Here is a 24,737-nt window from a genome sequence, read left to right as displayed (position 1 = left end):
GCGCCCGCCTCCGCCGGGTCACTGGCCCTGGGACCCCTCGGCGGGGGTGGTGCCAGCACCACCCCGGGGTGCGGCCGCCGCCGGGAAGCGGCACTCCGGCGGCCTCACCGGGCCTAGGGTCGTGCCATGCACAGAAGCGCCGCCGCCCTCACGTCCTGGCTCGCCGACCGCACTCCCGACCAGCTCACCGTCCTGCTGCGGGAGCGTGGACTGCCCGCGGCGGCCGCGTACGAGCCGCAGGCGCTCGGCAGCCTCCGGGGGCTCGCCGCCCACCTGCTCGGCGACCACTCCACGGCCGCGGCCCTCGGCCTGCTCACCCTGCCGGAGCTGCAGGTGCTCACGGCCGCGGCGGGGCTGGCCGACCGGCGGTACGGGCCGTGGGACGCGAGCGGCACCGACCCCGCGGAGCGGGCCGTCCCCCGTGCCGCACTGCTGGACGCCCTGGCCCGGGACAGGCCCTCCCGGCAGGCCGCGGAGGAGTGCCTCGACCGCCTGGCGGCGCGGGCGCTCGTCCTGCCGCCGCACGGCGCCGACGTGGCGGTGCCCGCACTGGTGCACCGCCGGTCCGCGCGGCTGCGGGGACTCGGCAGGCCGGCCGCCGCCCTGCTGGGCGATGCCTTCAACGCGGGCGAGATCCACGCGATCGCGGCCGAACTGGGGCTGCCGAAGGCCCGCAACCGGGACGAGGCGCAGCGGGCGGTCGCGGCGGTGCTCGGTGACCGGACGGCGGTGCGGGCGCTCGTCTCCGAGGCACCGCAGGAGGCGCTGGACCTGCTGGAGCAGCTGGTGCCCGGGCCGCCGGCGCTGCTGACCCGCTGCTTCACGGCGCAGTACGGCTACTACGTCGCGGGCCGCACGAAGTTCGCGTTCCGGCCCGGCGGGTCCGGCGACCCGGGCACAGACTGGCTGGCGGCACGGGGCATGGTGGTCCCCGTAGGCACCGACCTGGTGGAGCTGGTGCGCGAGGTCGCCGAGGCACTGCGCGAGGACGGGGACGCCTGGACGTTCGACGCCCTTCCGCCCCGGGCAGCCGGGCTGGTGCCGCTGCCCGCGCGGGCCGCGGACGAGGCACAGGCCGCCGCAGCCGCGGCGGCCGCCCGGGCGGAGCTGCTGCTGCGGGCGGTGGCGGAGCAGCCGCCCTCGCTGCGGAAGGCGGGCGGGATCGCGGTGCGGGACACCCGGCGGCTGGCGAAGGCGGCCGGCGTCCCCGAGGAGCAGGCGAGGCTGTGGCTGGACCTGGCGGCCAACGCCGACCTGCTGGCCCCCGTGGAGGAGGAGCCGCCGCCGAGGACCCGCGGCCGCCGGTCCGCGCCGCCGCCGCAGCCCGCGGCCCGGCTGCTGCCGACCGCGCGGTACGACGCGTGGCTGGCGGAGCCGCCGGCCGGGCGGCTGCTGCCGCTGCTGGCGACCTGGGCGGTGGTGCCGGAGGTCTTCACCCACTGGCCGGAGGAGGACGGTACCCCGGTGGCGCTGGTCGGCCCGCAGGACCCGGGCGCGGTGACCGTGCGCAGGGTGCTGCTGGACGCCCTGGCCGACCTCCCCGGCGGCCGCGGACTGGGACCGGCGGGGGCGGACTCCCTGCGGGACGCGGTGGCGTGGCGGCGACCGCTGGAGTTCGCCGGGGCCTTCCCGGAGGAGCGGGCGCGGGCGACCCTCGCCGAGGCGGAGCTGCTGGGCGTGGTCGCCCACGGGGCGCTCACCCCGGTCGGGCACGCCGTGCGCGGGCTGCTGGACTCCGGCGCGGACCGGTGGTTCCCCGCCGTTCCCGGTGCCGGGCCCCGGCTGGACGCGGAGCCGGCGGTCGACGCCGCGGTGCGGCGGCTCACCGAGGCGCTCGCGGAGCTGCTGCCCCCGCCGCAGACCACGGCGCGCTTCCAGGCGGACCTGACGGCCGTCGTTGCGGGGGCCGCCTCCCCCGAGCTGACCGACCTGCTCTCCTCCTGCGCGGTCCGCGAGTCGGAGGGCCACGCCATGGTGTGGCGGATCAGCGCCGCCTCGGTGCGCCGTGCCCTGGACGGCGGCCTCGACGCGGCCGACCTGCTGGAGCGGCTCGCGGCGGCCTCCGCCGACGGGCGGGCGCTGCCGCAGCCGCTGGAGTACCTGGTCAAGGACGCCGCCCGCACCCACGGCCGGATGCGGGTGGTCCGCTCCGCCTGCTGCGTCCGGTCCGACGACGAGGCGCTGGTGCTGGAGCTGTCCCGCTCCCGCGTCCTCGCGAGGCTGGGCCTGCGCCGGATCGCCCCGACCGTCCTGGTCAGCGCCGCCGAGCCGGACGCCGCACTGGCCGCCCTGCGGGCCGCCGGGTACGCCCCGGTGCTGGAGGCGGCGTCGGGCACCACCGTGGTGGAGCGGGTGCCCGGGCAACGCGCCCCCTCCACCATGCCGCCGCTCTCCCGCGCGGTGCGGCGCGGCGGCCCCGGCCCGCACAGCGCCGAGGCCCTGGCGGCGAAGCTGCTGGGCCGCTGAGACCGGGAGGCCGGGTGCTCCGGCGGGCGGACGGGCCGGTGCTCGGGGTCACCGACCGGCCAGTCTCCGCAGCAGCTCCCCGTCCTCCGCCGTGATCCGGTCCAGCGCCTCGGTGAAGCGCGCGGACCGCCGGGTCGGGTGGCGGGGGACGGCCTCGGCGGCGGCCTCCTCCTCGGAGCGCCGTTCCGGGGCCGCCCGCTCGATGGGGAGCCTGTCGTCGGCCTCATCGGGCCGGGGGGGGCGTCTCCATGACCCGATGATGGCGCCCGCGACCGCGCGGTGCCACGCGGTGCCGGTGAGGTCCCCGCGCATGCCGCGAGGGCGGCCGCCCCCTCTCGGGAGCGGCCGCCCTCGCGGTCGTGCGGTGCTGTCGGGCGACTCAGCCGGTGTACGGCCCGTAGTCGTAGTCCTCCAGCGGGACGGCCTGGCCGGAGCCGGCGCCGAACGGCGAGATGTCGTAGTCGTCGTAGCCGACGGCCGAGTACATCGCGGCCTTCGCCTCCTCGGTGGGCTCGACCCGGATGTTGCGGTAGCGGGGCAGACCCGTACCGGCCGGGATGAGCTTGCCGATGATGACGTTCTCCTTGAGGCCCAGCAGCGGGTCCGACTTGGCGTGGATCGCCGCGTCGGTGAGCACCCGGGTCGTCTCCTGGAAGGAGGCGGCCGACAGCCAGGACTCGGTGGCCAGCGAGGCCTTGGTGATACCCATCAGCTGCGGACGGCCGGAGGCGGGGTGGCCGCCCTCGGACACCACGCGGCGGTTCTCGGTCTCGAAGCGGCCGCGCTCGACGAGCTCGCCGGGCAGCAGCTCCGCGTCGCCGGACTCGATGATCGTCACGCGGCGCAGCATCTGCCGGATGATGATCTCGATGTGCTTGTCGTGGATCGACACGCCCTGCGAGTTGTAGACCTTCTGGACCTCCTGGACCAGGTGGACCTGGACGGCCCGCTGACCCAGGATGCGCAGCACGTCGTGCGGGTTGGTGGCGCCCATGGTCAGCTTCTGGCCGACCTCGACCGCGTCGCCCTCGCCGACGAGCAGCTTCACGCGCTTGGAGACCGGGTACGCGATCTCCTCGCTGCCGTCGTCGGGGGTGACGACGATCTTGCGGGTCTTCTCGGTGTCCTCGATGCGGACCCGGCCGGCCGCCTCGCTGATCGGGGCGACACCCTTGGGGGTGCGGGCCTCGAAGAGCTCGACGACACGGGGCAGACCCTGGGTGATGTCGTCACCGGCCACACCACCGGTGTGGAAGGTGCGCATCGTGAGCTGGGTGCCGGGCTCACCGATGGACTGGGCGGCGATGATGCCGACGGCCTCGCCGATGTCCACCAGCTTGCCGGTGGCCAGGGAGCGGCCGTAGCACATGGCGCAGGTGCCGACCGCCGACTCGCAGGTGAGGATCGAGCGGGTCTTGACGGTGGAGACACCGTGGCGGACCAGCTCGTCGATCAGCACGTCGCCCAGGTCGGTGTTGGCCTGCGCCAGCACCTTGCCGTCGACGGTGATGTCCTCGGCGAGCATGCGGGCGTAGACGCTGGTCTCGACGTCGTCGGCCTTGCGCAGCACGCCGTCGGCGCCCACGGAGGCGATCTCCAGCTTGAGGCCGCGCTCGGTGCCGCAGTCCTCCTCGCGGATGATCACGTCCTGCGAGACGTCGACCAGACGACGGGTGAGGTAGCCCGAGTCGGCGGTCCGCAGGGCGGTGTCGGCGAGACCCTTACGGGCACCGTGGGTGGAGATGAAGTACTCCAGCACGGTGAGGCCCTCGCGGAACGAGGCCTTGATGGGACGCGGGATGGTCTCGTTCTTGGCGTTGGACACCAGACCGCGCATACCGGCGATCTGGCGCATCTGCATCATGTTTCCGCGGGCGCCCGAGTCCACCATCATGAAGATGGGGTTGGTCTTCGGGAAGTTCGCGTTCATCGCCTCGGCGACCTCGTTGGTCGCCTTGGTCCAGATCGCGACGAGCTCCTGCTTGCGCTCGTCGTTGGTGATCAGACCGCGCTCGTACTGCTTCTGGATCTTCTCGGCCTGCGCCTCGTAGCCCTCGAGGATCTGGGGCTTGCTCGGCGGCACGACGACGTCGGAGATCGAGACGGTGACGCCGGAGCGGGTCGCCCAGTGGAAGCCGGCCGACTTGAGGTTGTCCAGCGTCGCCGCGACGGTGACCTTGGGGTACCGCTCGGCCAGGTCGTTGACGATCGCCGAGAGCTGCTTCTTGCCGACCTCGTAGTCGACGAAGGGGTAGTCCTCGGGCAGCAGCTCGTTGAAGAGGGCGCGGCCCAGGGTGGTGGAGAGCCGGAAGGGCTCGCCGTCGACCCAGGTAGGGGCGCCGTCCTCGTCGAGCGGCGGGGTCCAGCCGCGCGGCGGCACGGTGCCGGCGGGCAGGCGGACGTCGATCGGGGCCTGGAGGTCCAGCTCGCGGGCGTCGAAGGCCATCATGGCCTCGGCGGTCGAGGTGAACGAGCGGCCGCCGCCCTTCACGTCCTCGCGGTCGGAGGTGAGGAAGAACAGGCCGAGCACCATGTCCTGGGTGGGCATGGTCACCGGGCGGCCGTCGGCCGGCTTGAGGATGTTGTTCGAGGACAGCATCAGGATGCGGGCCTCGGCCTGGGCCTCCGCCGACAGCGGCAGGTGGACGGCCATCTGGTCGCCGTCGAAGTCCGCGTTGAACGCGGTGCAGACGAGCGGGTGGATCTGGATGGCCTTGCCCTCGACCAGCTGCGGCTCGAAGGCCTGGATGCCGAGGCGGTGCAGGGTGGGCGCACGGTTCAGGAGGACCGGGTGCTCGGCGATGACCTCTTCGAGGACGTCCCACACCACGGGGCGGGCGCGCTCGACCATGCGCTTCGCCGACTTGATGTTCTGCGCGTGGTTGAGGTCCACCAGGCGCTTCATCACGAACGGCTTGAAGAGCTCCAGCGCCATGGCCTTGGGCAGGCCGCACTGGTGCAGCTTGAGCTGCGGGCCGACGACGATGACGGAGCGGGCCGAGTAGTCGACGCGCTTGCCGAGCAGGTTCTGCCGGAAGCGGCCCTGCTTGCCCTTGAGCATGTCGGAGAGCGACTTCAACGGGCGGTTGCCCGGGCCGGTGACCGGCCGGCCGCGGCGGCCGTTGTCGAACAGCGCGTCGACGGCCTCCTGCAGCATGCGCTTCTCGTTGTTGACGATGATCTCGGGCGCGCCGAGGTCGAGGAGCCGCTTGAGGCGGTTGTTCCGGTTGATCACGCGGCGGTACAGGTCGTTCAGGTCGGAGGTCGCGAAGCGGCCGCCGTCCAGCTGCACCATCGGACGCAGGTCCGGCGGGATGACCGGGACGCAGTCCAGCACCATGCCGTTGGGCTTGTTGCGGGTCTGCAGGAACGCGGAGACGACCTTGAGGCGCTTGAGCGCGCGGGTCTTCTTCTGGCCCTTGCCGGTCTTGATGATCTCGCGGAGGCGCTCGGCCTCCTCCTCGAGGTCGAAGGACTCCAGGCGCTTCTGCAGCGCCGCGGCGCCCATCGCACCGGAGAAGTAGGTGCCGAAGCGGTCGCGCAGCTCGCGGTAGAGCAGCTCGTCGCCCTCGAGGTCCTGGACCTTGAGGTTCTTGAAGCGGCTCCACACCTCGTCGAGGCGGTCCAGCTCGCGCTGGGCGCGGTCGCGCAGCTGCTTCATCTCGCGCTCGGCGCCCTCGCGCACCTTGCGGCGCACGTCGGCCTTGGCGCCCTCGGCCTCCAGCTCGCCCAGGTCGGACTCGAGCTTCTTGGCGCGGGCCTCCAGGTCGGAGTCGCGGCGCTGCTCGATCTGCTGGCGCTCGACGGAGACGTGGGCCTCCAGCGACGGCAGGTCGCGGGTGCGGCGCTCGTCGTCCACCCAGGTGATCATGTAGGCGGCGAAGTAGATGACCTTCTCGAGGTCCTTCGGCGCCAGGTCGAGGAGGTAGCCGAGCCGGCTCGGCACGCCCTTGAAGTACCAGATGTGCGTGACGGGGGCGGCCAGCTCGATGTGGCCCATCCGCTCGCGGCGCACCTTGGCGCGGGTCACCTCGACGCCGCAGCGCTCACAGATGATGCCCTTGAAGCGGACGCGCTTGTACTTGCCGCAGTAGCACTCCCAGTCCCGGGTGGGGCCGAAGATCTTCTCGCAGAAGAGCCCGTCCTTTTCCGGCTTCAGGGTGCGGTAGTTGATGGTCTCGGGCTTCTTGACCTCGCCGTGGGACCACTGGCGGATGTCGTCGGCGGTGGCCAGGCCGATGCGCAGCTCATCGAAGAAGTTGACGTCGAGCACTTTTCGTCAAGCCCTCTTTCAGGGGTCGAGTCTTTCGTCTGGTCTGATGGGGGCCTTGGGGGTGGCGGGGCCTCGCCTGGGCGGGGCCCCGCCGACCTCCGTCAGACCTCTTCGACGCTGCTCGGCTCGCGCCGGGACAGGTCGATACCGAGCTCCTCGGCGGCGCGGAACACGTCCTCGTCGGAGTCACGCATCTCGATGGACATGCCGTCGGACGACAGCACCTCCACGTTCAGGCAGAGCGACTGCATCTCCTTGATGAGGACCTTGAAGGACTCGGGGATGCCGGGCTCCGGGATGTTCTCGCCCTTGACGATGGCCTCGTAGACCTTCACGCGGCCGAGCACGTCGTCGGACTTGATGGTGAGCAGCTCCTGCAGGGCGTAGGCCGCGCCGTACGCCTCCAGGGCCCACACCTCCATCTCGCCGAAGCGCTGACCGCCGAACTGCGCCTTACCACCGAGCGGCTGCTGGGTGATCATGGAGTACGGGCCGGTCGAACGGGCGTGGAGCTTGTCGTCGACCAGGTGGTGCAGCTTGAGGATGTACATGTACCCGACGGAGATCGGGTGCGGGAACGGCTCGCCGGAGCGGCCGTCGAAGAGCTGCGCCTTGCCGGAGGCGCCGACCATGCGGTTGCCGTCCCGGTTGGGGATGGTGTTCTCCAGCAGGCCGGTGATCTCGTCCTCGCGGGCGCCGTCGAAGACCGGGGTCGCCAGGTTGGTGCCGGGCTCGACCTGGTCCGCGTCGATCGCCTGGAGGCGGCGGGCCCACTCGTCGGCGATGCCGGAGACGTCCCAGCCCTGCTTGGCCAGCCAGCCGAGGTGGGTCTCCAGGACCTGTCCCGGGTTCATCCGGGACGGGACGCCGAGCGGGTTGAGGACGATGTCGACCGGGGTGCCGTCCTCGAGGAACGGCATGTCCTCGACCGGGAGGATCTTGGAGATGACGCCCTTGTTGCCGTGGCGGCCGGCGAGCTTGTCACCGTCGGTGATCTTCCGCTTCTGGGCCACGTAGACGCGGACCAGCTGGTTGACGCCGGGGGGAAGCTCGTCGCCCTCCTCGCGGTCGAAGACGCGGACGCCGATGACCTTGCCGGACTCGCCGTGCGGCACCTTCAGCGAGGTGTCGCGGACCTCGCGCGCCTTCTCGCCGAAGATCGCGCGGAGGAGGCGCTCCTCCGGGGTCAGCTCGGTCTCGCCCTTGGGCGTGACCTTGCCGACCAGAATGTCGCCGGTGACGACGTCGGCGCCGATGCGGATGATGCCGCGCTCGTCGAGGTCGGCGAGGACCTCCTCGGAGACGTTCGGGATGTCCCGGGTGATCTCCTCGGGGCCCAGCTTGGTGTCGCGGGCGTCGACCTCGTGCTCCTCGATGTGGATCGAGGAGAGGACGTCGTCCTGCACGAGGCGCTGCGACAGGATGATCGCGTCCTCGTAGTTGTGGCCCTCCCACGGCATGAACGCCACGAGCAGGTTCTTGCCGAGGGCCATCTCGCCCTCGTCGGTGCAGGGACCGTCGGCCAGCACCTGGCCGACCTCGATGCGGGCGCCCTCGTCCACGATCACCTTCTGGTTGAAGGCGGTGCCCTGGTTGGAGCGCGTGAACTTGGCCACCCGGTAGGTGGTGTAGGTGCCGTCGTCGTTGGCGACGGTGATGTAGTCCGCGGAGACCTCCTGGACCACACCGGCCTTCTCGGCGGCGATGACGTCGGCGGCGTCGACGGCGGCGCGGTACTCCATGCCGGTGCCGACCAGCGGCGCCTCGCTCTTCAGCAGCGGGACGGCCTGGCGCATCATGTTCGAGCCCATGAGCGCGCGGTTGGCGTCGTCGTGCTCGAGGAAGGGGATCATGGCGGTCGCGACCGACACCATCTGGCGCGGCGAGACGTCCATGTAGTCGACCTCGGTGCCCGGGATGTAGTCGATCTCGCCGCCGCGGCGGCGGACGAGGACACGGGGCTCGGCGAAGGTCAGCTCGTCGGTCAGCGGGGCGTTGGCCTGCGCGATGACGAAGCGGTCCTCCTCGTCGGCGGTGAGGTAGTCCACCTGCTCGGTGACCACACCGTCGACGACCTTGCGGTACGGGGTCTCGACGAAGCCGAAGGCGTTGACCCGGCCGTAGGAGGCGAGCGAGCCGATCAGGCCGATGTTCGGGCCTTCGGGGGTCTCGATCGGGCACATGCGGCCGTAGTGCGACGGGTGCACGTCGCGGACCTCGAAGCCGGCCCGCTCACGGGACAGACCGCCGGGGCCCAGCGCGGAGAGACGGCGCTTGTGGGTCAGGCCCGACAGCGGGTTCGTCTGGTCCATGAACTGGGACAGCTGGCTGGTGCCGAAGAACTCCTTGATGGAGGCGACGACCGGCCGGATGTTGATCAGGGTCTGCGGCGTGATCGCCTCGACGTCCTGGGTGGTCATCCGCTCGCGGACGACGCGCTCCATGCGGGCCAGGCCGGTGCGGACCTGGTTCTGGATGAGCTCGCCGACGTTGCGCAGGCGGCGGTTGCCGAAGTGGTCGATGTCGTCGACCTCGACGACGATGTCGCGACCCTCCTCGGCGTCCACCCACTCGGTCTCGCCGGCGTGCAGCTTGACCAGGTACTTGATGGTGGCGATGACGTCCTGCTCGGTGAGCACGCCGGAGTCCAGGGACTCGTCGATGCCGAGCTTGCGGTTGACCTTGTAGCGGCCGACCTTGGCGAGGTCGTAGCGCTTCGGGTTGAAGTAGAGGTTCTCCAGCAGGGTCTGGGCGGCCTCCTTGGTCGGCGGCTCGCCCGGGCGCAGCTTGCGGTAGATGTCCAGCAGCGCGTCGTCCTGGCCCTGGGTGTGGTCCTTCTCCAGGGTGGCGCGCATCGACTCGTACTCGCCGAACTCCTCGAGGATCATCTCGTTGGTCCAGCCGAGGGCCTTCAGCAGCACGGTGACGGACTGCTTGCGCTTGCGGTCGATGCGGACGCCGACCATGTCGCGCTTGTCGATCTCCATCTCCAGCCAGGCACCGCGGGAGGGGATGACCTTGGCGGAGAAGACGTCCTTGTCGGAGGTCTTGTCGAGCGACGAGTCGAAGTAGACGCCCGGGGAGCGGACCAGCTGCGACACCACGACACGCTCGGTGCCGTTGATGACGAAGGTGCCCTTGTTGGTCATGAGCGGGAAGTCGCCCATGAAGACCGTCTGCGACTTGATCTCGCCGGTCTCGTTGTTGGTGAACTCGGCGGTGACGAAGAGCGGCGCGGCGTAGGTGAAGTCGCGCTCCTTGCACTCGTCGATGGAGTTCTTCGGCGGCTCGAAACGGTGGTCGCGGAAGGTCAGCGACATGGAGCCGGAGAAGTCCTCGATCGGCGAGATCTCCTCGAAGATCTCCTCGAGGCCGGACTTGGTGGGGACGTCGTGTCCGTTCGCGAGGGCGCTCTCGACACGGGCCTTCCACGCCGCGTTGCCGAGCAGCCAGTCGAAGCTCTCGGTCTGCAGGGCGAGGAGGTTGGGTACCTCGAGAGGCTCGCGGATCTTCGCGAAGGAGACACGCAGGGGTGCGGTGGAGGCGGAGTTGTTCGAGGCGTTGCGCGAGGCGGCCAAGAGGGGGTCCTTCCGAGGGCTCGGACTCACTACGCGCGTACCGGGCCCGACCTTCCCAGGACCGGCCCCCGACCTCGCAGACCCCTCACCACCAGGAGGTTTCTCCTGGTCGGGAAGAGTTTCGGTCGGGATGCCACCCCTGTTCAGGGCAGTGCGAACTCCGGGCGACGAGTCACGGAGCAGCTAACAGGCAGCGCAAAGGGACAGTGTAGCCATTCGGCACACTGCTGTCCAGCTCTGATCCGGAGGCCGAATCGGAGACTCCCTCCCTCGTGCCGACCGCCCCCGTCGGGGCGGTCCGCAGGGCGGTTCCTGCCTGTCGTACGGCCCCTCGGAAAGGCCGTACACCTCACGCCGTGTTCACTTCCCGTCACGGGCCCGGTTCATGCACGCCGGACCGGACGGAGTGACCGCGCGTCCTGAGAATCGCGCGCGGCGTGCGGTTCGTCAAGGGCCGGACGCTGCGGGGATCGCCGCGGGCGCCGGTCGGCGGTGCCCCCGTGCCGACAGAGAACCCGTGGTGGGGGCGGTGCGGCCGGGACTGCGCTCACCATACCGGGCGGCGCCGACGGAGGCGGGGACGGCGGGCCGGGGCACCGGGACGGAACCGGGACGGGAGCGCCCCCGGTGGCCGCCGGGGGGGGCGCACGGGGCGCGGGGCGGGCCCGGAGGGCGGAGGGGCCGGGAGGGGCGCGGCGGTCCGGGAAGGGGCCCGCCGCGGGCCGTCAGGGCCGCAGGAGGGCCCGCGGGGCCGGGCGGCGGGGAAAAGCAGGGCCCGTGCCCCCGGGACGCCGGAGGGCGGCGGTGCGGGGCGGCGGGGGCCGACGGGCCGGCGGGGCCGGGCACAGGGGCGGCCGGGGCACGCAGAAGGCCGGGGCACGCAGAAGGCCGGGGCACGCAGAAGGCCGGGGCGGCCACCCCGGAGGGTGGCCGCCCCGGCCCGCCCCGCGAGGGGGCTGCAGTCTGCGGGACTGCGGTCAGGAGACCGAGGTCACTTGACGGTGACCTTGGCGCCGGCGCCCTCGAGGGCGGCCTTCGCCTTCTCGGCGTCCTCCTTCTTGACCTTCTCCAGGACCGGCTTCGGGGTGCCGTCGACCAGGTCCTTGGCCTCCTTCAGGCCGAGGGAGGTCAGGGCGCGGACCTCCTTGATGACCTGGATCTTCTTGTCACCGGCGGACTCGAGGATGACGTCGAACTCGTCCTGCTCCTCGACGGCCTCGGCGGTGGCGGCCGGACCGGCGACACCGGCGACGGCGACCGGGGCGGCAGCCTCGACGTCGAACTTCTCCTCGAAGGCCTTCACGAACTCGGAGAGCTCGATGAGGGTCATCTCGCCGAAGACCTCGAGCAGCTCGTCCTGCGACAGCTTCGCCATGATGGGCGTCCTTCCACTAATTCGGCTGGTGCCGGATGTACATAACGGCGGGCGTACGGGCCCGCTGCGAGGGCGTGAGCCCGCCGATTACTCGGCGGCCTCCTCCTCGGCGGCGGGAGCCGGCGTACCGGCACCGCCCTGCTCGACCTTGCTGCGAAGGGCGTCCGCGGTGCGGACGAACTTCGAGAGCGGGGCCTGGAAGGTCGCCGCGGCCTTGGCCATGGACGCCTTCATGCCACCGGCAAGCTTGGCGAGCAGCACCTCGCGGGACTCGAGGTCCGCGAGCTTCTTGATCTCATCGGCGGACAGCGCCTTGCCGTCAAGGACACCGCCCTTGATGATGAGAGCGGGGTTCTCCTTGGCGAAGTCACGCAGACCCTTCGCCGACTCCACCGGGTCACCGGTGACGAAGGCGACAGCCGTCGGACCCGCGAACAGGTCGTCCAGCTCGGTGATCCCGGCCTCGTTGGCAGCGATCTTGGTCAGCGTGTTCTTCACCACGGCGTACTGGGCGTTCGCGCCCAGCGAGCGGCGCAGCGTCTTGAGCTGCCCCACGGTCAGACCGCGGTACTCGGTCAGCACGGCCGCGTTGGAGGTGCGGAACTTGTCCGTCAGCTCCGCGACGTCGGCAGCCTTGTCGGGCCTCGCCATAGGCTTACGCCTCCTTCCGTGATGTCGATGCTCGGCCGACCGTTCGGGAGTCGACCTGGTGCGCCGGTTCCGCGGGAAGGGGGCTGGGAGAACGAGAAGAGCCCCGGCGCGCAGGCGCACGGGGCTCGCATGACCTCGACGGCCCCGCGGGGCCGGAGATCGAACTCCAATCGCACCTGCGCGGGCCGTCTGCACTTCGTTCGCAGATCCTTCGGCCGTCGTGCGGTCCTTGCGGGCGCACGCCGACAACCAGCGGTCTTTGGCAGTGCCCACAGTAGGCGACGGGGGCGGCCCCGGGCAAATCGCCTCCCGGGGCCGCCCCCGGTCACGCCGGTGGGCGGGCCGACCGCTGCTCAGGACCGCTTCCCGCGACCGCTCAGGCCTGCTTCTTGATCTTCTTCAGCAGGCCGGCGAGGTCCGCGGTGTCGGACGCGGGCGGGACGGCGACGTTCAGCGGCGCCCCGTAGTCGGAGAAGTCGGCCTTCACCGTGATGGTGCCGCGCTTGGTCGGCATCGACTGGTTGATCCGGACCGGCAGCCGCTTCGCGTCCACCCAGACGTCGATGGCGGTCTGCTCGATGCCCGCCGCGGCGAGGGCCTTGAGCTGCTGCCGCCGCTGGGCCGCGGTCAGCCCGGTGCGGGCCGCGACCAGCTTCTGCGCCGCGACCGTGCCGGAGAGGTGGGTGGTCTCGGCACCGGCGATGGTCTCCTTGCCGACCTCCTTGAGGCCCCCGGCGTCGGTGAGCGCCCGCGCGGACGCGGAGGGGTCCTGGTAGAGCTGGCCGTCGGAGCCCGCGCCCGCCGCCCCGGCCAGGGCCGACATGTCGAACTTCATCCAGTGCTTGCCGCCGAAGCGGGAGATCGCGGGCCCGTGCAGCTCGTAGTAGACCACCGGGCCCTTGCCGAGGGCGTGCACCGAGCCGTCGGGGTCCAGGCCCTTCAGGGCGTCGTTGCCCGAGTACTGGATGTCCATCCCGGCCTTGGAGCCCCAGCCCATGACGCCGTCGGCGGTCACCGCGCCCGCCATGCCGGGCATCCCCATGGTCATGGAGACGCGGGCGGTGCCGGCGCTGCCGGCGTTGCGGCCGGCCAGGTCCAGCAGGGCGGCCGGGGCCAGCTGCGCGGCCTTCTGCGTCGTCTTCTCCGCGACGGTGGAGCACGCCGCGGTGGCGGCCAGCGCGGCGACCGCCAGGCCGGCGGCTATCGGACGGACGTGCTTCGGACGGATGTGCTTCAAAGGGATCCCCCTGGGTCTGCCTGCTCGGCTGCTGCTCGTCGGGTCGCTGTCTGTCCGCCGCCGTCCGCCGTCAGGGCCGCCGGTCCGGCGGACCGGCCGCACGGGCTCCTGCCCGCCGTGGCCGTTCGGCCACCCGTCCTTTCAGGACACGCTCCGGGCTCATCCGGTTGCGTCCTTCTCCGCCTTCGCGGCGTCGACGGTCTCGCCGGGAAGCGGGGCCTGGATGTCCACCTCGGTGCCGAGGTCCGTGTAGCGGGTGGTGGTCGTCGCCGCGCCGCGGGGCATCCGCCAGGTCTTGCGCTCCTGGACGACCTCGTCGCGGCCGTTGATCCAGACGTCGGCGGTGATGCCGGTCGCCCCCTGCCTGAGGTACGCGCCGAGGACGGAGACCCGCTGCGCGGCCGGGAGGCCGCCGGAGGCGCCCACGAGGGCCCTCACCGTGGCGGTGCCCCGGTAGTGGACGGCGTCGTCGCCGCCCACCCGCTCCGTGCCGATCCGCTCCAGCGTCCCCACCTCGGCCAGCGCCTCCAGGTCGGCGACCGGGTCGAGCTGCTCGCTCCAGGTGGAGTACACGGCGGCCGCCGCCGCGCCGGGCCCGCCGGCCGCGGGGTCCTCCGGGTCGTACTCCGTCCAGTCGCCGCCGTCCGGGCCGAGGTGGACGGTGCCGTCGAGGGTCCGGACCTCGGTGGTGCCCGAGGGGCCGCGCAGGACGAGGTCCATCGCGGGCCTGCCGCCCCAGGAGAGCACCCCGCGGCCGCCCACCGCGCCCTGCCCCGGGTCCTGCCGCTGCAGGGCCACCCGGGCGGCGCCGGCCTTCCGCATGACCCGGGAGGCCGCCAGGAACGCCTCCGCGGGGGTCCGCTCCCGGTGGTCCGCGCACGCCGCGGCACCGGCCAGCACCGCGGCGGCGGTGGCGGCCGCGGCGGCGGTGCGGAGGAGGGCGCGCATGGCCCGGGACTCTACCGACCCGGGGACGGCGGCGGGCCCGCACCCCTGTCGACCAGGGGTGCGGGCCCGCCGTACTGCGCTGCCGCGATGGCGCCTCGGGGCGTCAGACCGCCGCGGGGTCCTCCTCGACGAGGAGGTTGCGGGTGCGGTTCGGGTCGACCGGGACGCCGGGGCCCATGGTGGTCGACACGGTGGTCTTCTTGATGTAGCGGCCCTTGGCGGCGGACGGCTTGGCCCGCAGCACCTCGTCGAGGGCAGCCGCGTAGTTCTCGACGAGCTGCTCGTCGGAGAAGGACGACTTGCCGATGATGAAGTGCAGGTTCGAGTGCTTGTCGACGCGGAACTCGATCTTGCCGCCCTTGATCTCGGTCACGGCCTTGGCCACGTCCGGGGTCACAGTGCCGGTCTTCGGGTTCGGCATGAGGCCACGGGGACCGAGCACGCGGCCCAGGCGGCCGACCTTGCCCATGAGGTCCGGGGTGGCGACGACGGCGTCGAAGTCCAGACGGCCCTTCGACACCTCGTCGATCAGCTCGTCGGCACCGACGATGTCGGCGCCCGCAGCCTCCGCGGCCGCCGCACGCTCACCGGTCGCGAAGACCAGGACCCGAGCGGTCTTGCCGGTGCCGTGCGGCAGGTTCACGGTGCTGCGGACCATCTGGTCGGCCTTGCGCGGGTCGACACCCAGGCGCATGGCGACCTCGACGGTCGAGTCGAACTTGGTGGTGGAGGTCGCCTTGGCCAGGCGGATGGCCTCCAGGGGGGCGTAGAGACGCTCGCGGTCGACCTTGCCGGCCGCGGCAGTCAGAGCCTTGCTGCGCTTCACTGCTGCTCCTGAGTGATCTGTGTGGAGTCGTGGTGGCGACGGGCCAGCGCCTGGCCCTACCACTGCGAGAACCGGAAGGGTTCTCAGCCCTCGACGGTGATGCCCATCGACCGGGCGGTGCCGGCGATGATCTTCTCGGCCTGGTCCAGGTCGTTGGCGTTCAGGTCGGGCATCTTGGTGGTGGCGATCTCGCGGACCTGGTCGCGGGTGATCTTCGCGACCTTGGTCTTGTGCGGCTCGCCGGAGCCCTTCTCCACGCCCGCGGCCTTCAGGATGAGGCGCGCGGCCGGCGGAGTCTTGGTGACGAAGGTGAAGGTGCGGTCCTCATAGACCGTGATCTCCACCGGCACCACCATGCCGCGCTGCGACTCGGTGGCGGCGTTGTACGCCTTGCAGAACTCCATGATGTTGACGCCGTGCTGGCCCAGGGCGGGGCCGACCGGCGGCGCGGGGTTGGCCGCGCCTGCGTTGATCTGGAGCTTGATGAGCCCCGTGACCTTCTTCTTCTTGGGAGGCATGTCTCTCCGGGTCCTTCTGAGAGGTGTTTCCCGACGGACGGGACCGGACGCGCGAGGCGTCGCGGACGGCCGTCAGGGCCTTGAGTGGCAGCGTGTGCGGGGTACCGGGCGGCGCCCGGGGTCACGCACACACATCGGACCACGGTAACGCGAACCGGCCCCCGCACCAAAAACGGATTCCCCGGCCCGGCGCCCGGCCGCCCCGCGCACGCCCCGGGATGCGGGGTGCGGGGCGCCGCCGGACGCCCGGCGGCGGCGCCCCGCCCGGAACGCGGAGGCCCCCGCCGGGCGGTCTTCCGCCGGACGGGGGCCTTGCGCGGGGATCCGCGTCAGTTCTTCTGGATCTGAACCCCCATCGCCCGGATCTGCGACGTTACGCGCGAGGTTCTGGCTGACCTGCGGCTGAGCCGTCAACGGCTGTCATCGTCGGCCGGTCGTGAGCAGCATCGAACGGCCCACAGACGGCCCGAAGGACTCCGCGTCACATTCGGTCATTGCTCTCACGCCGCATGCGCCGTCGTTCTCGCACCCAGTCTCCGCACTCCTTGACCAACATCATTGCTGCTACATAGCCACCGATTCCCCACAGCGGGAAAGAGAGACCCAGTAAGACGCCGACTCCCCACATCACGAGGGTGGTTATCACCCAGCATGCGGCCAGCCACGTGATCGTGGATGACGAGATCCGTCTTTTCACGGGAGCATCGTACGAGCCGCTGTGGCGCACGCGGGCGTTGGCGCGATCTTTGGCCGGTGGCCTGCCCGGGCTGGGGTCGGGCATGGCCAGGGGGCCGTACGCTGGCCGCGAATCGGGCTGGCTCCTGCCTGCCCGCATCTAGCCCGATCGGCCCCCTGGTCTTGCTCGACGTCGGGTTCCGGACCGGGGAGGTGGCTAAAGATCGTGTCGGCGCCCGCCCCAGCCACCGGCCGGCCAATCCCACTCCCGCCTTGCGGCGCGGAGCGGGCCGCCGCCGGGAGCGGGGCGAAGACAGGAGCGACGGCGAGCGGCGCCGCGCGGCGCCGCTGCGAGCGCAGCGAGCCTTGATGAAGTAGCGAAATCCGTAACCACTCCACCTCTGTCCCGGCCCTAGGCGTCGAAGTCGTACTCCAGGACGTAGGAGCCGGAGTCCAAGGTCATCTCGTTGACCTCGACCGCGTTGCCTGCGTCCTCGAACGCCGTGCGGCACAGCACGATGACCGGCGTGCCGGAGCTGAGCGCCAGACTCGCGGCCTCGCTCTGCCGGGGCATGCGACAGCGGATCTCCTCGCGGAAGTGCACCGGCTTGTGCCCCAGCTCGGCCAGACGCGCGTACGTGCCGCCGGGGCCGGTGTCCTCCTGGGTGATGGCGGAGCCTGCGACGAGTTCGGCTGCGAGGTAGGAGGTGGCGAACATGACCGGCTTGCCGTCCAGGACGAAACGGCGCCTGCGCACACAGGTCGGGTCACCGGTGCCGATGCCGAGGACTCGTGCGATCCGCTCGGGTGCGGGCTCCTCGCTCACGGTGATCTGGTCCACGACGAGGTTGCGGCTCTCGATGTCGAAGTCGGCGGACCAGATGGACTGGCCGGAGCCCCACCGTTCGTGGGAGAGCCGCTGAATGCCGCGGCGTCGAAGCGGGCGGAAGTCGCGGACGAAGACGCCGGCGCCTCGGCGGGCCTCAACGATGCCTTCCTCCTTGAGCACGTTGAGGGCCTGGCGGGCGGTCATCCGCGCCACGCCGTAGGTCTCCATCAGGTCGTTCTCTCCCGGCAGGCGGTCGCCGGGGCTGTACTCGCCGGACTCGATGGCTGCCGTGAGCGCGTCGGCGATCCGCTGGTACTTGGGCTGATTGCCGTCGCTGCTGGTGGCCATCACTCCACACCTCCTCTTCTCTAGACATCCTAGGGCGCCTCGCCGTGCCCGGCGAAGTGAGCGCCCGGCATCTACCCAAGCGCACACCACTGACAGATCTCTAGAGAGGTATTGACATCTCTAGAGACCTCACCTTCACTGTAGATGTCTAGAGATGCCCGCTCCCGGGGGTCTCCGGACACACCAAGGGCGGCGCCCCAACCGCCAAGCCAGTGCGCCGCCCCGGTCCCTCTCTCAAGGGAGCTTCCATCATGCACGCAATGCTCACGGCTCCGCTCTCCCGGCGGGACGTGGACCTGTGCGAGGACTGCGCCGGAACGCTGCGGTACCCCGACCGGGACGGGTCGGTGTGCGGGACGGCCGGGGCGATGGTCCCGTGCGGCTGCACCGACGCCCTCCTCGGGGTGCGGGGCCTGTGCCCGTGCCACCTGCCGGTGTGGCCGGAGAACGGCGGCTTCACCGGGTGGGTCAGGATTCCGCTGGAGGACTTCGACGACGACAGCCCGTTCCTGCGGCCCTGCCCGGTCCACGCCACGGTGGCGCTGCCCGGAACCGGGGTGGCCGCGTGAGCGCCCCGGCCGCCGTCGACCGCGCCGCCCTCCTGGGCCTGGCCCGCCGCGCCCGGGTGACAGTTCCCGGCCGCTGCCCGCGCTGCCTCGCCCCCGCCCCGGGCTGGCGCTGGGTGCGTGAGGGCGGGGTGCGGGTGCTGACCCACGACGGGGACGTGATCTGCCCGGCCGACCCCACCTTCGGACCCCTCACCGGACCCGAGCCCCTCCCCGCCCCCGTCCCGCTGGCGGTGGCCGCGTGACCGACCGAGCGATTCGCCCCGGGGGACTCGACCGCCTCACGGTCTTGGACCTGGCGCGTCTGGCCTCCCGGGGCGACCTGGCCGCCCTTCATGAGCAGATCCGCCGCACCGGCGGCTGTGCCCAACCGATCCACGTTCGAGGCTGGCGCAAGCTGATCCACGCCCCGACCGGGGTCGTGTGGCACGAATTCTCCACCCAGAACCAGCCCGGCGGCAGACTCAAGCTGGCCTGCGGAAACCGGCGGGCCTCGCGCTGCCCCTCGTGCGCCCGCACCTACGCCGCCGACACCTTCCACCTGGTCCGCGCCGGGCTGATCGGCGACGAGTCCAAGGGCGTGCCCGCCACGGTCCGGGAGCACCCACGGGTGTTCGCCACGCTCACGGCGCCGTCGTTCGGCCCGGTCCACAACCGCCCCGACACGGGCACCTGCCGCTGCGGCGCCACCCACGGCGAGCACGATGCACGGTTGGGGACGCCGCTGAACGTGGACCGGTACGACTACGCGCACGCGGCGCTGTGGAACAACCACGCCCCCGACCTGTGGCGCCGCTTCACCATCTACCTCCGGCGGGAGGTCGCCGCCCGCGCCGGAGTGCCCCGCTCCCGGCTCGGGGAGGTCGCCCGGGTGTCCTTCGGCAAGGTCGCCGAGTACCAGCGCCGGGGCGCCGTCCACTTCCACGCCGTGATCCGCCTCGACGGCCCGGCCGGGGCCGACACCGCACCCCCGGCCTGGGCCACGGTGCAGCTCCTGGACGACGCGATCCGCGCCGCCGCCCGTTCCGCCGGCATCCCGGTGGCGGCCGCCGGGAACCAACCGGCCCGGGTGCTCCGCTGGGGGACACAGGTGGACGTGCGGCCCATCGGCGCCCTGGCCAGCGGTGAGCTGACCGAAGAAGCGGTAGCCGCGTACGTGGCCAAGTACGCCACCAAGTCCACCGAAGCCACCGGCGCCCTGGACCGCCGGATCGTCGAGCGGCACGAGCTGGAGCGCATGGAGGTGCCCGAGCACACCCGGCGCCTGATCGCTGCCTGCTGGGACCTCGACGCCCTGTACCCGGACCGGCGCCTGGCCCAGTGGTCGCACATGCTCGGCTTCCGCGGTCACTTCTCCAGCAAGTCCCCGCGCTACTCGGTCACCCTCGGCGCCCTGCGCCAGGTCCGCGCCGACTACCGCGCCGCCCAGGCCCGCGAAGACCTCCGCGAACGGCTGCTCGCCGCCGGACTGCCCGACCTGGACGACCTGCCCGAGACCGAGACCCTCGTGCTCGCGCACTGGGCCTTCGCCGGGTCCGGCAACACCCCCGGGGAATCCCTGCTCGCCGCGAGCATCGCCCGGGACCTCGAAGAGAACCGCACCACCACCCGAGAGGAGATGGCCCAACTGCTGGCCCAAGAGGAGGAGGCATCCGCATGGCTGTGAGGGGAGCACTTCCGGACCGGTACCTCACCCCCGAGGACCTGGTCATCCTGCTGTGCCTGCCGAGCGTGGAGACGGTCTACCAGTGGCGGCGCAAGCGCATCGGTCCGCCCGGCTTCCGCGTCGGCCGGCACCTGCGCTTCGACCCCGCCAAGGTGCACGCCTGGATCGAGTCGCTGAGTGAGGAGGTGGCCTGATGGCCGGGCACGTCCAGGACCGCTGGTACAAGACCGAGCCCGGCCCCGACGGCAAGCCCGTCAAGGTCAAGACCGACCGGCACGGCACCGGCATGCGCTACCGCGCCCGCTACATCGGCCCGGACGGCACCGAACGCAGCCAGTCCTTCCCCGACCGGCAGAAGCGGCAGGCAGAGGCATGGCTGGCGAAGATCGAGGCCGACATGTCCCGGGGCCAGTACATCGACCCCCGGGCCGGGCGGGTGACCTTCCGGCAGTACGCCCTCGACTGGCTGGCGTCCCAGACGACCGACCCGTCCACCCGTGAGGCCGTGGAGCGGCGGCTGAGACTGCACGCCTTCCCTCACCTGGGCTCACGGCCGCTGGGCTCCTTCCAGCCGTCCCACGTCCGGGCCTGGGCCCGAACTCTGGAAGACCTGGGGCTGGCCAGCTCCTACCGGCGCGTGATCTTCGGCAACGTGTCGGCTGCGCTCACAGCTGCGGTGGATGACGGCCACCTGGCCCGGAACCCCTGCCGTGCTGGCTCGATCAAGCCTCCGGCCCCCTCCCCCGGCCGGATCAAGCCCTGGTCGGCCGACCGGGTCTTCGCCGTCCGGGCCGGGCTGCCTGCCCGCTTCCGGGCCATGGTGGATCTCGGAGCCGGGTGCGGCCTCCGGCAGGGTGAGATCTTCGGCCTGCCCGTTGACGAGGTGGACCCCCTCGCTGGTGTGCTGCATGTCACGCAGCAGGTCAAGATGGTCGGCCACCGCCAGGTCTTCGCTCCCCCGAAGGGCGGCAAGCTTCGGGACGTGCCTCTGCCCGATGCGGTGGCCTCCGTGCTGGCCGAGCACATGACGGCCTTCCCGCCCGTGGAGGTGACCCTGCCCTGGCTGCGGCCGGACGGCCCGCCGGTGACCAAGCTCCTGCACTTCACCGGGGCCGAACTCGGAGCGATCCGCCGGAACGACTTCAACACCCACGCATGGAAGCCCGCCCTGGTCACCGCCGGCGTGATCCCCGAGCGTGCGCCCGGCCAGCCCTACAAGGAGTCGCGGGAGGACGGCATGCACGCCCTGCGGCACTTCTACGCCTCGGTGCTGCTCGACGCCGGGGAGAACATCAAGGCCCTCAGCGCCTACCTGGGCCACGCCGACCCGGGATTCACCCTGCGGACCTACACGCACCTGATGCCGAGCAGCGAGACACGCACCCGGCGCGCCGTGGATGAGATGTTCCGGACGGCCCGGAGGCACCCGGACGGCCCGTAGACGGCCCCTGAGGCACGAAGAAGCCCCCGCCCAACGGAACGCCGCTGGTCGGGGGCTTCTTTGTGGCCTGGTTCGGCTAGTTCTTCTGGATCTGGTCGAAGGAGAGCTCGACCGGGGTCTCCCGGCCGAAGATCTCGACCAGGCCCTTGACCTTCTTCGAGTCGGGGTTGATCTCGTTGATGGTCGCCTGGAGGGTGGCGAAGGGGCCGTCGGTGACGGTGACCGAGTCGCCGACCTCGAAGTCGAGCACCTGGACCTCGACCGGGCGGGACACCGAGGGCTTGCCGGCCTCCTTGGCCGCGGCGCGCTCCACGTCGGGGGCGAGCATCTTGACGACCTCGTCCAGGGTCAGCGGGTACGGGTCGTAGGCGTTGCCCACGAAGCCGGTGACGCCGGGCGTGTTGCGGACGACGCCCCAGGACTCGTTGGTGAGGTCCATGCGCACCAGGACATAGCCGGGGAGCTTGTTCTGGCGGATGGTCTTGCGGTCGCCGTTCTTGATCTGGACGACCTCTTCCTGGGGCACCTCGGCCTGGTAGATGTAGTCCTCGACGTTGAGCGAGACGGCGCGCTGCTCCAGGTTGGCCTTCACGCGGTTCTCGTAGCCCGCGTAGGTGTGGATGACGTACCACTCGCCGGGGGCGAGCCGCAGCTCCTCGCGGAACTTGGCGACGGGGTCCACGTCCTCGGCCTCGGACTCGCCGGCCTCCGCATCGGCGGCCTCGGCGTCGCCCTCGGACCCGGCGGCCCCGGACTCGCCGGCCTCCGCGTCGCGGCCCTCGTCGAAGGCCTCCTCGGCCTCGGTCTCGGCGTCGCCGGCGACGTGCAGGGCGGCCTCCTCGGCCGGGGCGCCGGCCTCGGCAGCCTCGACCTCGTCCGCGTCCGCGTCGGCCGCGTCGACGACCTGCTCCGCGGTGTCGCCCTCGGCCTCGGCCGAGCCGGCCGCGTCGCGCTCCACGGCGTCGTCCGCCTCGCGGACGGTCTCGTCGGCGTCGTACAGGGGGGACTCAGACACGGTGGCTGCTTCTTTCCTGGAGAGAGATGGAACGGTTCCGCGCCGTTGCCTTCTCCTGTCCAGTCCTCGAATCGGATCCTCGAATCAGATCGATGCGAACAGCGTCCGTGTACGGCTCGGAAACTCAACAGTACCGAGTCAACGGTAGCGGGATTGTCCGATCGGTGCCGACGGCGCGGTCGTGGCAGGTCAGCCGAAGATCCAGAAGCTGAGCTTCGCGAAGCTCCAGTCGAGGCCGGAGACGAGCAGCATGATGACCACCACGAACGCGATCACGACGGTGGTGTAGGTCACCAGGTCGTTGCGGGTGGGCCAGACGACCTTGCGCAGCTCGGCGATGATCTGGCGGTAGAAGAGGGCGAGACGGGCGAAGAGGCCCTTCTTCTGCTTCGAGGCGCGCTTGCGGTCGCGGCGCGAGGGCAGCTCGCTCTGCTCTTCCCCGGGACGGCCGCGCTCAGGCGTCGCGGTGGAGCCCGTGGTCTCCGTCACTCGTCCTCACCTGAATCCGGTCGCAGTGCTGTCGGGGCCATCTCCGCGGCGAGCCCGCACGCTCGGTGGAGCGGGCGGGCTCGGCGCGGATCCAGCTGCAGGGCCAGAGGGACTCGAACCCCCAACCGCTGGTTTTGGAGACCAGTGCTCTACCAATTGAGCTATAGCCCTTCGGAGCCTCGCGGCGCCGAGATGCCTCCCAACCTACCGCATCCTCACCGCTGCGTGGTGTACGCCGGCCGGTTGCATGTGACGGGGTGCCATCGAGCGACGAGTGTACGGGGTCCGGGCCGCCGCGTCGAACCTGTTCCCGACGGCCGCGCGTCGGGATGCCTGCTCACGGGCGCGCGGGGCCTCCCGCGCGCCGCCCGTCCGGCCGGCCGTTCACCCGCCCGTGGACGCATGGTGGAACGGCCGTGCCCGGCCGGGGGCGGTTCTGCGACGATGCAGGCATGAGCGCTGCTTCCCCCCACCCTGCTCCTCAGCCCGACCCCGCCGCGCGGCCCGCCGACCGCCGGGTGTCGGCCCGCATCGGCGCCATCGCGGAGTCCGCGACCCTCGCCGTGGACGCCAAGGCCAAGGCCCTCAAGGCGGCCGGACGCCCGGTGATCGGCTTCGGCGCCGGCGAGCCGGACTTCCCCACCCCGGACTACATCGTCGAGGCGGCGGCGCAGGCCTGCCGCGACCCGCGGTACCACCGCTACACGCCCGCGGGCGGCCTGCCCGAGCTGAAGAAGGCGATCGCGGAGAAGACCCTCCGCGACTCGGGGTGGCGGGTGGACCCCTCGCAGGTCCTGGTGACCAACGGCGGCAAGCAGGCCATCTACGAGGCGTTCGCCGCGATCCTCGACCCGGGCGACGAGGTGATCGTCCCCGCGCCGTACTGGACCACCTACCCGGAGTCGATCCGGCTGGCGGGCGGCGTGCCGGTGGAGGTCGTCGCCGACGAGACCACCGGCTACAAGGTCTCCGTGGAGCAGCTGGAGGCCGCGCGCACCGCGGACACCAAGGTGCTGCTCTTCGTCTCCCCGTCCAACCCGACGGGCGCCGTCTACACCCGCGCCGAGGCCGAGGCGGTCGGCCGCTGGGCGGCGGAGCACGGCCTGTGGGTGCTCACCGACGAGATCTACGAGCACCTCGTCTACGGCGAGGCGGAGTTCCACAGCCTGCCGGTGCTGGTGCCCGAGCTCGCCGACAAGTGCATCGTCGTCAACGGCGTGGCGAAGACCTACGCCATGACCGGCTGGCGCGTGGGGTGGCTGATCGGCCCGCAGGACGTCGTCAGGGCGGCCACCAACCTCCAGTCGCACGCCACCTCCAACGTGGGCAACGTGGCCCAGGTGGCCGCGCTCGCCGCGGTGAGCGGCGACCTGTCCGCGGTGGACGAGATGAAGACCGCCTTCGACCGTCGCCGCCGCACCATCGTGCGGATGCTCAACGAGATCGACGGCGTGGAGTGCCCCGAGCCCGAGGGCGCCTTCTACGCCTACCCGTCGGTGAAGGCGCTGCTGGGGAAGGAGATCCGCGGGAAGCGGCCGCGGACCTCCGTGGAGCTGGCGGCCCTGATCCTGGACGAGGCCGAGGTCGCGGTGGTCCCGGGCGAGGCGTTCGGCACCCCCGGCTACCTGCGCCTGTCGTACGCGCTGGGCGACGACGACCTGGTCGAGGGCGTCTCGCGGCTGCAGAAGCTGCTGGCCGAGGCGCGCGACTGACGCGCCCGCGCCCGCAGGGGCCCGCCGTCCTCCGGGGCGGCGGGCCCCCGCCGTTCCCGGGCCCGCCCTTCCGGGGCGCCGGACGCGGCGCCGGGCCCCCGGTTTTCGGGCGGTCGGTGTCCGC

Annotated in this window: 19 protein-coding genes and 1 tRNA gene; 7 read left to right on the top strand and 13 right to left on the bottom strand. The window is 71.8% G+C overall.

From position 1 onward, the window contains the following. Positions 1-126: 126 nt before the first annotated feature. The gene (locus ACFY07_RS05325; protein WP_390867494.1) at positions 127-2,466 is read left to right on the top strand and encodes a helicase-associated domain-containing protein; all 2,340 of its coding nucleotides are present in this window, start codon (positions 127-129) and stop codon (positions 2,464-2,466) included. A gap of 48 nt (positions 2,467-2,514) precedes the next feature. Here the strand turns inward: ACFY07_RS05325 and ACFY07_RS05320 are convergent, their stop codons facing one another. The 10 genes from ACFY07_RS05320 to ACFY07_RS05275 form a co-directional block, all read right to left on the bottom strand. Then, a complete protein-coding gene (locus ACFY07_RS05320; protein WP_390867493.1) occupies positions 2,515-2,778 on the bottom strand; it encodes a hypothetical protein in 264 nt (87 codons plus the stop codon). A gap of 67 nt (positions 2,779-2,845) precedes the next feature. Next, entirely contained in the window at positions 2,846-6,739 is a 3,894-nt protein-coding gene (locus tag ACFY07_RS05315; protein WP_230648811.1) for a DNA-directed RNA polymerase subunit beta', read from the bottom strand. A 101-nt stretch (positions 6,740-6,840) separates the two neighbouring features. Continuing rightward, positions 6,841-10,317 (bottom strand): DNA-directed RNA polymerase subunit beta, encoded by a 3,477-nt coding sequence (rpoB, locus tag ACFY07_RS05310; protein WP_230648813.1) that lies wholly within the window; start codon positions 10,315-10,317, stop codon positions 6,841-6,843. A gap of 991 nt (positions 10,318-11,308) precedes the next feature. Continuing rightward, positions 11,309-11,692: a 50S ribosomal protein L7/L12 gene (gene rplL, locus ACFY07_RS05305; protein WP_390867492.1), complete on the bottom strand. Its 384-nt coding sequence runs from the start codon at positions 11,690-11,692 to the stop codon at positions 11,309-11,311. An 87-nt stretch (positions 11,693-11,779) separates the two neighbouring features. Continuing rightward, complete coding sequence (gene rplJ / locus ACFY07_RS05300) at positions 11,780-12,343, bottom strand: 50S ribosomal protein L10 (RefSeq protein WP_230648817.1); 564 nt, start codon at positions 12,341-12,343, stop codon at positions 11,780-11,782. Positions 12,344-12,719: 376 nt separating this feature from the next. Beyond that, positions 12,720-13,580: a hypothetical protein gene (locus ACFY07_RS05295; RefSeq protein ID WP_390867491.1), complete on the bottom strand. Its 861-nt coding sequence runs from the start codon at positions 13,578-13,580 to the stop codon at positions 12,720-12,722. 159 nt (positions 13,581-13,739) lie between these two features. Then, entirely contained in the window at positions 13,740-14,528 is a 789-nt protein-coding gene (locus ACFY07_RS05290) for a hypothetical protein (protein WP_390867490.1), read from the bottom strand. A gap of 103 nt (positions 14,529-14,631) precedes the next feature. After that, positions 14,632-15,354, bottom strand: coding sequence for a 50S ribosomal protein L1 (gene rplA / locus ACFY07_RS05285; protein WP_230648823.1), 723 nt, complete (start codon positions 15,352-15,354; stop codon positions 14,632-14,634). A gap of 83 nt (positions 15,355-15,437) precedes the next feature. Then, on the bottom strand, positions 15,438-15,872 hold the full coding sequence (rplK, locus tag ACFY07_RS05280; RefSeq protein ID WP_230648826.1) for a 50S ribosomal protein L11: 435 nt from the start codon (positions 15,870-15,872) through the stop codon (positions 15,438-15,440). 1,087 nt (positions 15,873-16,959) lie between these two features. After that, on the bottom strand, positions 16,960-17,724 hold the full coding sequence (locus tag ACFY07_RS05275; protein WP_390867489.1) for a GntR family transcriptional regulator: 765 nt from the start codon (positions 17,722-17,724) through the stop codon (positions 16,960-16,962). Between the two features lie 251 nt (positions 17,725-17,975). Here ACFY07_RS05275 and ACFY07_RS05270 point away from each other — a divergent pair, with 251 nt between their 5' ends. From ACFY07_RS05270 to ACFY07_RS05250, 5 genes are read left to right on the top strand one after another with little or no spacing between them, the layout of a single operon-like run. Continuing rightward, complete coding sequence (locus ACFY07_RS05270; RefSeq protein WP_390867488.1) at positions 17,976-18,293, top strand: hypothetical protein; 318 nt, start codon at positions 17,976-17,978, stop codon at positions 18,291-18,293. After that, a complete protein-coding gene (locus tag ACFY07_RS05265; protein ID WP_390867487.1) occupies positions 18,290-18,535 on the top strand; it encodes a hypothetical protein in 246 nt (81 codons plus the stop codon). The genes ACFY07_RS05270 and ACFY07_RS05265 overlap by 4 nt, the downstream gene beginning before the upstream one ends. Continuing rightward, complete coding sequence (repSA, locus tag ACFY07_RS05260) at positions 18,532-19,956, top strand: replication initiator protein RepSA (protein ID WP_390867486.1); 1,425 nt, start codon at positions 18,532-18,534, stop codon at positions 19,954-19,956. The genes ACFY07_RS05265 and repSA overlap by 4 nt, the downstream gene beginning before the upstream one ends. Next, the gene (locus ACFY07_RS05255) at positions 19,947-20,150 is read left to right on the top strand and encodes a helix-turn-helix transcriptional regulator (RefSeq protein WP_390867485.1); all 204 of its coding nucleotides are present in this window, start codon (positions 19,947-19,949) and stop codon (positions 20,148-20,150) included. Before repSA ends, ACFY07_RS05255 begins: the two co-directional genes overlap by 10 nt. After that, positions 20,150-21,397 carry a tyrosine-type recombinase/integrase gene (locus ACFY07_RS05250; RefSeq protein ID WP_390867484.1) on the top strand — a complete coding sequence of 416 codons (1,248 nt, stop codon included), beginning with the start codon at positions 20,150-20,152 and terminating at the stop codon, positions 21,395-21,397. Before ACFY07_RS05255 ends, ACFY07_RS05250 begins: the two co-directional genes overlap by 1 nt. 76 nt (positions 21,398-21,473) lie before the next feature. On the opposite strand, the gene nusG is transcribed toward ACFY07_RS05250, so the two are convergent. From nusG to ACFY07_RS05235, 3 genes are all read right to left on the bottom strand, one after another. Next, positions 21,474-22,412, bottom strand: a complete 939-nt coding sequence (gene nusG / locus ACFY07_RS05245; RefSeq protein WP_390867483.1) for a transcription termination/antitermination protein NusG — start codon at positions 22,410-22,412, stop codon at positions 21,474-21,476. 189 nt (positions 22,413-22,601) lie between these two features. Next, complete coding sequence (secE, locus tag ACFY07_RS05240; RefSeq protein WP_230648830.1) at positions 22,602-22,901, bottom strand: preprotein translocase subunit SecE; 300 nt, start codon at positions 22,899-22,901, stop codon at positions 22,602-22,604. Between the two features lie 98 nt (positions 22,902-22,999). Then, a tRNA-Trp gene (locus ACFY07_RS05235) sits at positions 23,000-23,072 on the bottom strand. Between the two features lie 281 nt (positions 23,073-23,353). Here ACFY07_RS05235 and ACFY07_RS05230 point away from each other — a divergent pair. Then, the gene (locus tag ACFY07_RS05230; protein WP_230648832.1) at positions 23,354-24,613 is read left to right on the top strand and encodes a pyridoxal phosphate-dependent aminotransferase; all 1,260 of its coding nucleotides are present in this window, start codon (positions 23,354-23,356) and stop codon (positions 24,611-24,613) included. Positions 24,614-24,737 lie beyond the last annotated feature (124 nt).

The sequence above is a fragment of the Streptomyces sp. NPDC001380 genome (genome assembly GCF_042895785.1).
Lineage (GTDB): Bacteria > Actinomycetota > Actinomycetes > Streptomycetales > Streptomycetaceae > Peterkaempfera.
Note: the sequence above shows the minus strand (reverse complement) of the source record. Positions and strands in the feature narration are given on the sequence as shown.

What these genes read in the sequence shown, in the direction of transcription:
- ACFY07_RS05255 (WP_390867485.1), top strand. Translation starts at nt 19,947, where the DNA reads ATGGCTGTGAGGGGAGCACTTCCGGACCGGTACCTCACCCCCGAGGAC.
- ACFY07_RS05275 (WP_390867489.1), bottom strand. Translation starts at nt 17,724, where the DNA reads ATGGCCACCAGCAGCGACGGCAATCAGCCCAAGTACCAGCGGATCGCC.
- ACFY07_RS05325 (WP_390867494.1), top strand. Translation starts at nt 127, where the DNA reads ATGCACAGAAGCGCCGCCGCCCTCACGTCCTGGCTCGCCGACCGCACT.
- ACFY07_RS05230 (WP_230648832.1), top strand. Translation starts at nt 23,354, where the DNA reads ATGAGCGCTGCTTCCCCCCACCCTGCTCCTCAGCCCGACCCCGCCGCG.
- rplK (WP_230648826.1), bottom strand. Translation starts at nt 15,872, where the DNA reads ATGCCTCCCAAGAAGAAGAAGGTCACGGGGCTCATCAAGCTCCAGATC.
- ACFY07_RS05270 (WP_390867488.1), top strand. Translation starts at nt 17,976, where the DNA reads ATGCACGCAATGCTCACGGCTCCGCTCTCCCGGCGGGACGTGGACCTG.
- rplJ (WP_230648817.1), bottom strand. Translation starts at nt 12,343, where the DNA reads ATGGCGAGGCCCGACAAGGCTGCCGACGTCGCGGAGCTGACGGACAAG.
- ACFY07_RS05250 (WP_390867484.1), top strand. Translation starts at nt 20,150, where the DNA reads ATGGCCGGGCACGTCCAGGACCGCTGGTACAAGACCGAGCCCGGCCCC.
- ACFY07_RS05290 (WP_390867490.1), bottom strand. Translation starts at nt 14,528, where the DNA reads ATGCGCGCCCTCCTCCGCACCGCCGCCGCGGCCGCCACCGCCGCCGCG.
- rplL (WP_390867492.1), bottom strand. Translation starts at nt 11,692, where the DNA reads ATGGCGAAGCTGTCGCAGGACGAGCTGCTCGAGGTCTTCGGCGAGATG.
- ACFY07_RS05320 (WP_390867493.1), bottom strand. Translation starts at nt 2,778, where the DNA reads ATGCGCGGGGACCTCACCGGCACCGCGTGGCACCGCGCGGTCGCGGGC.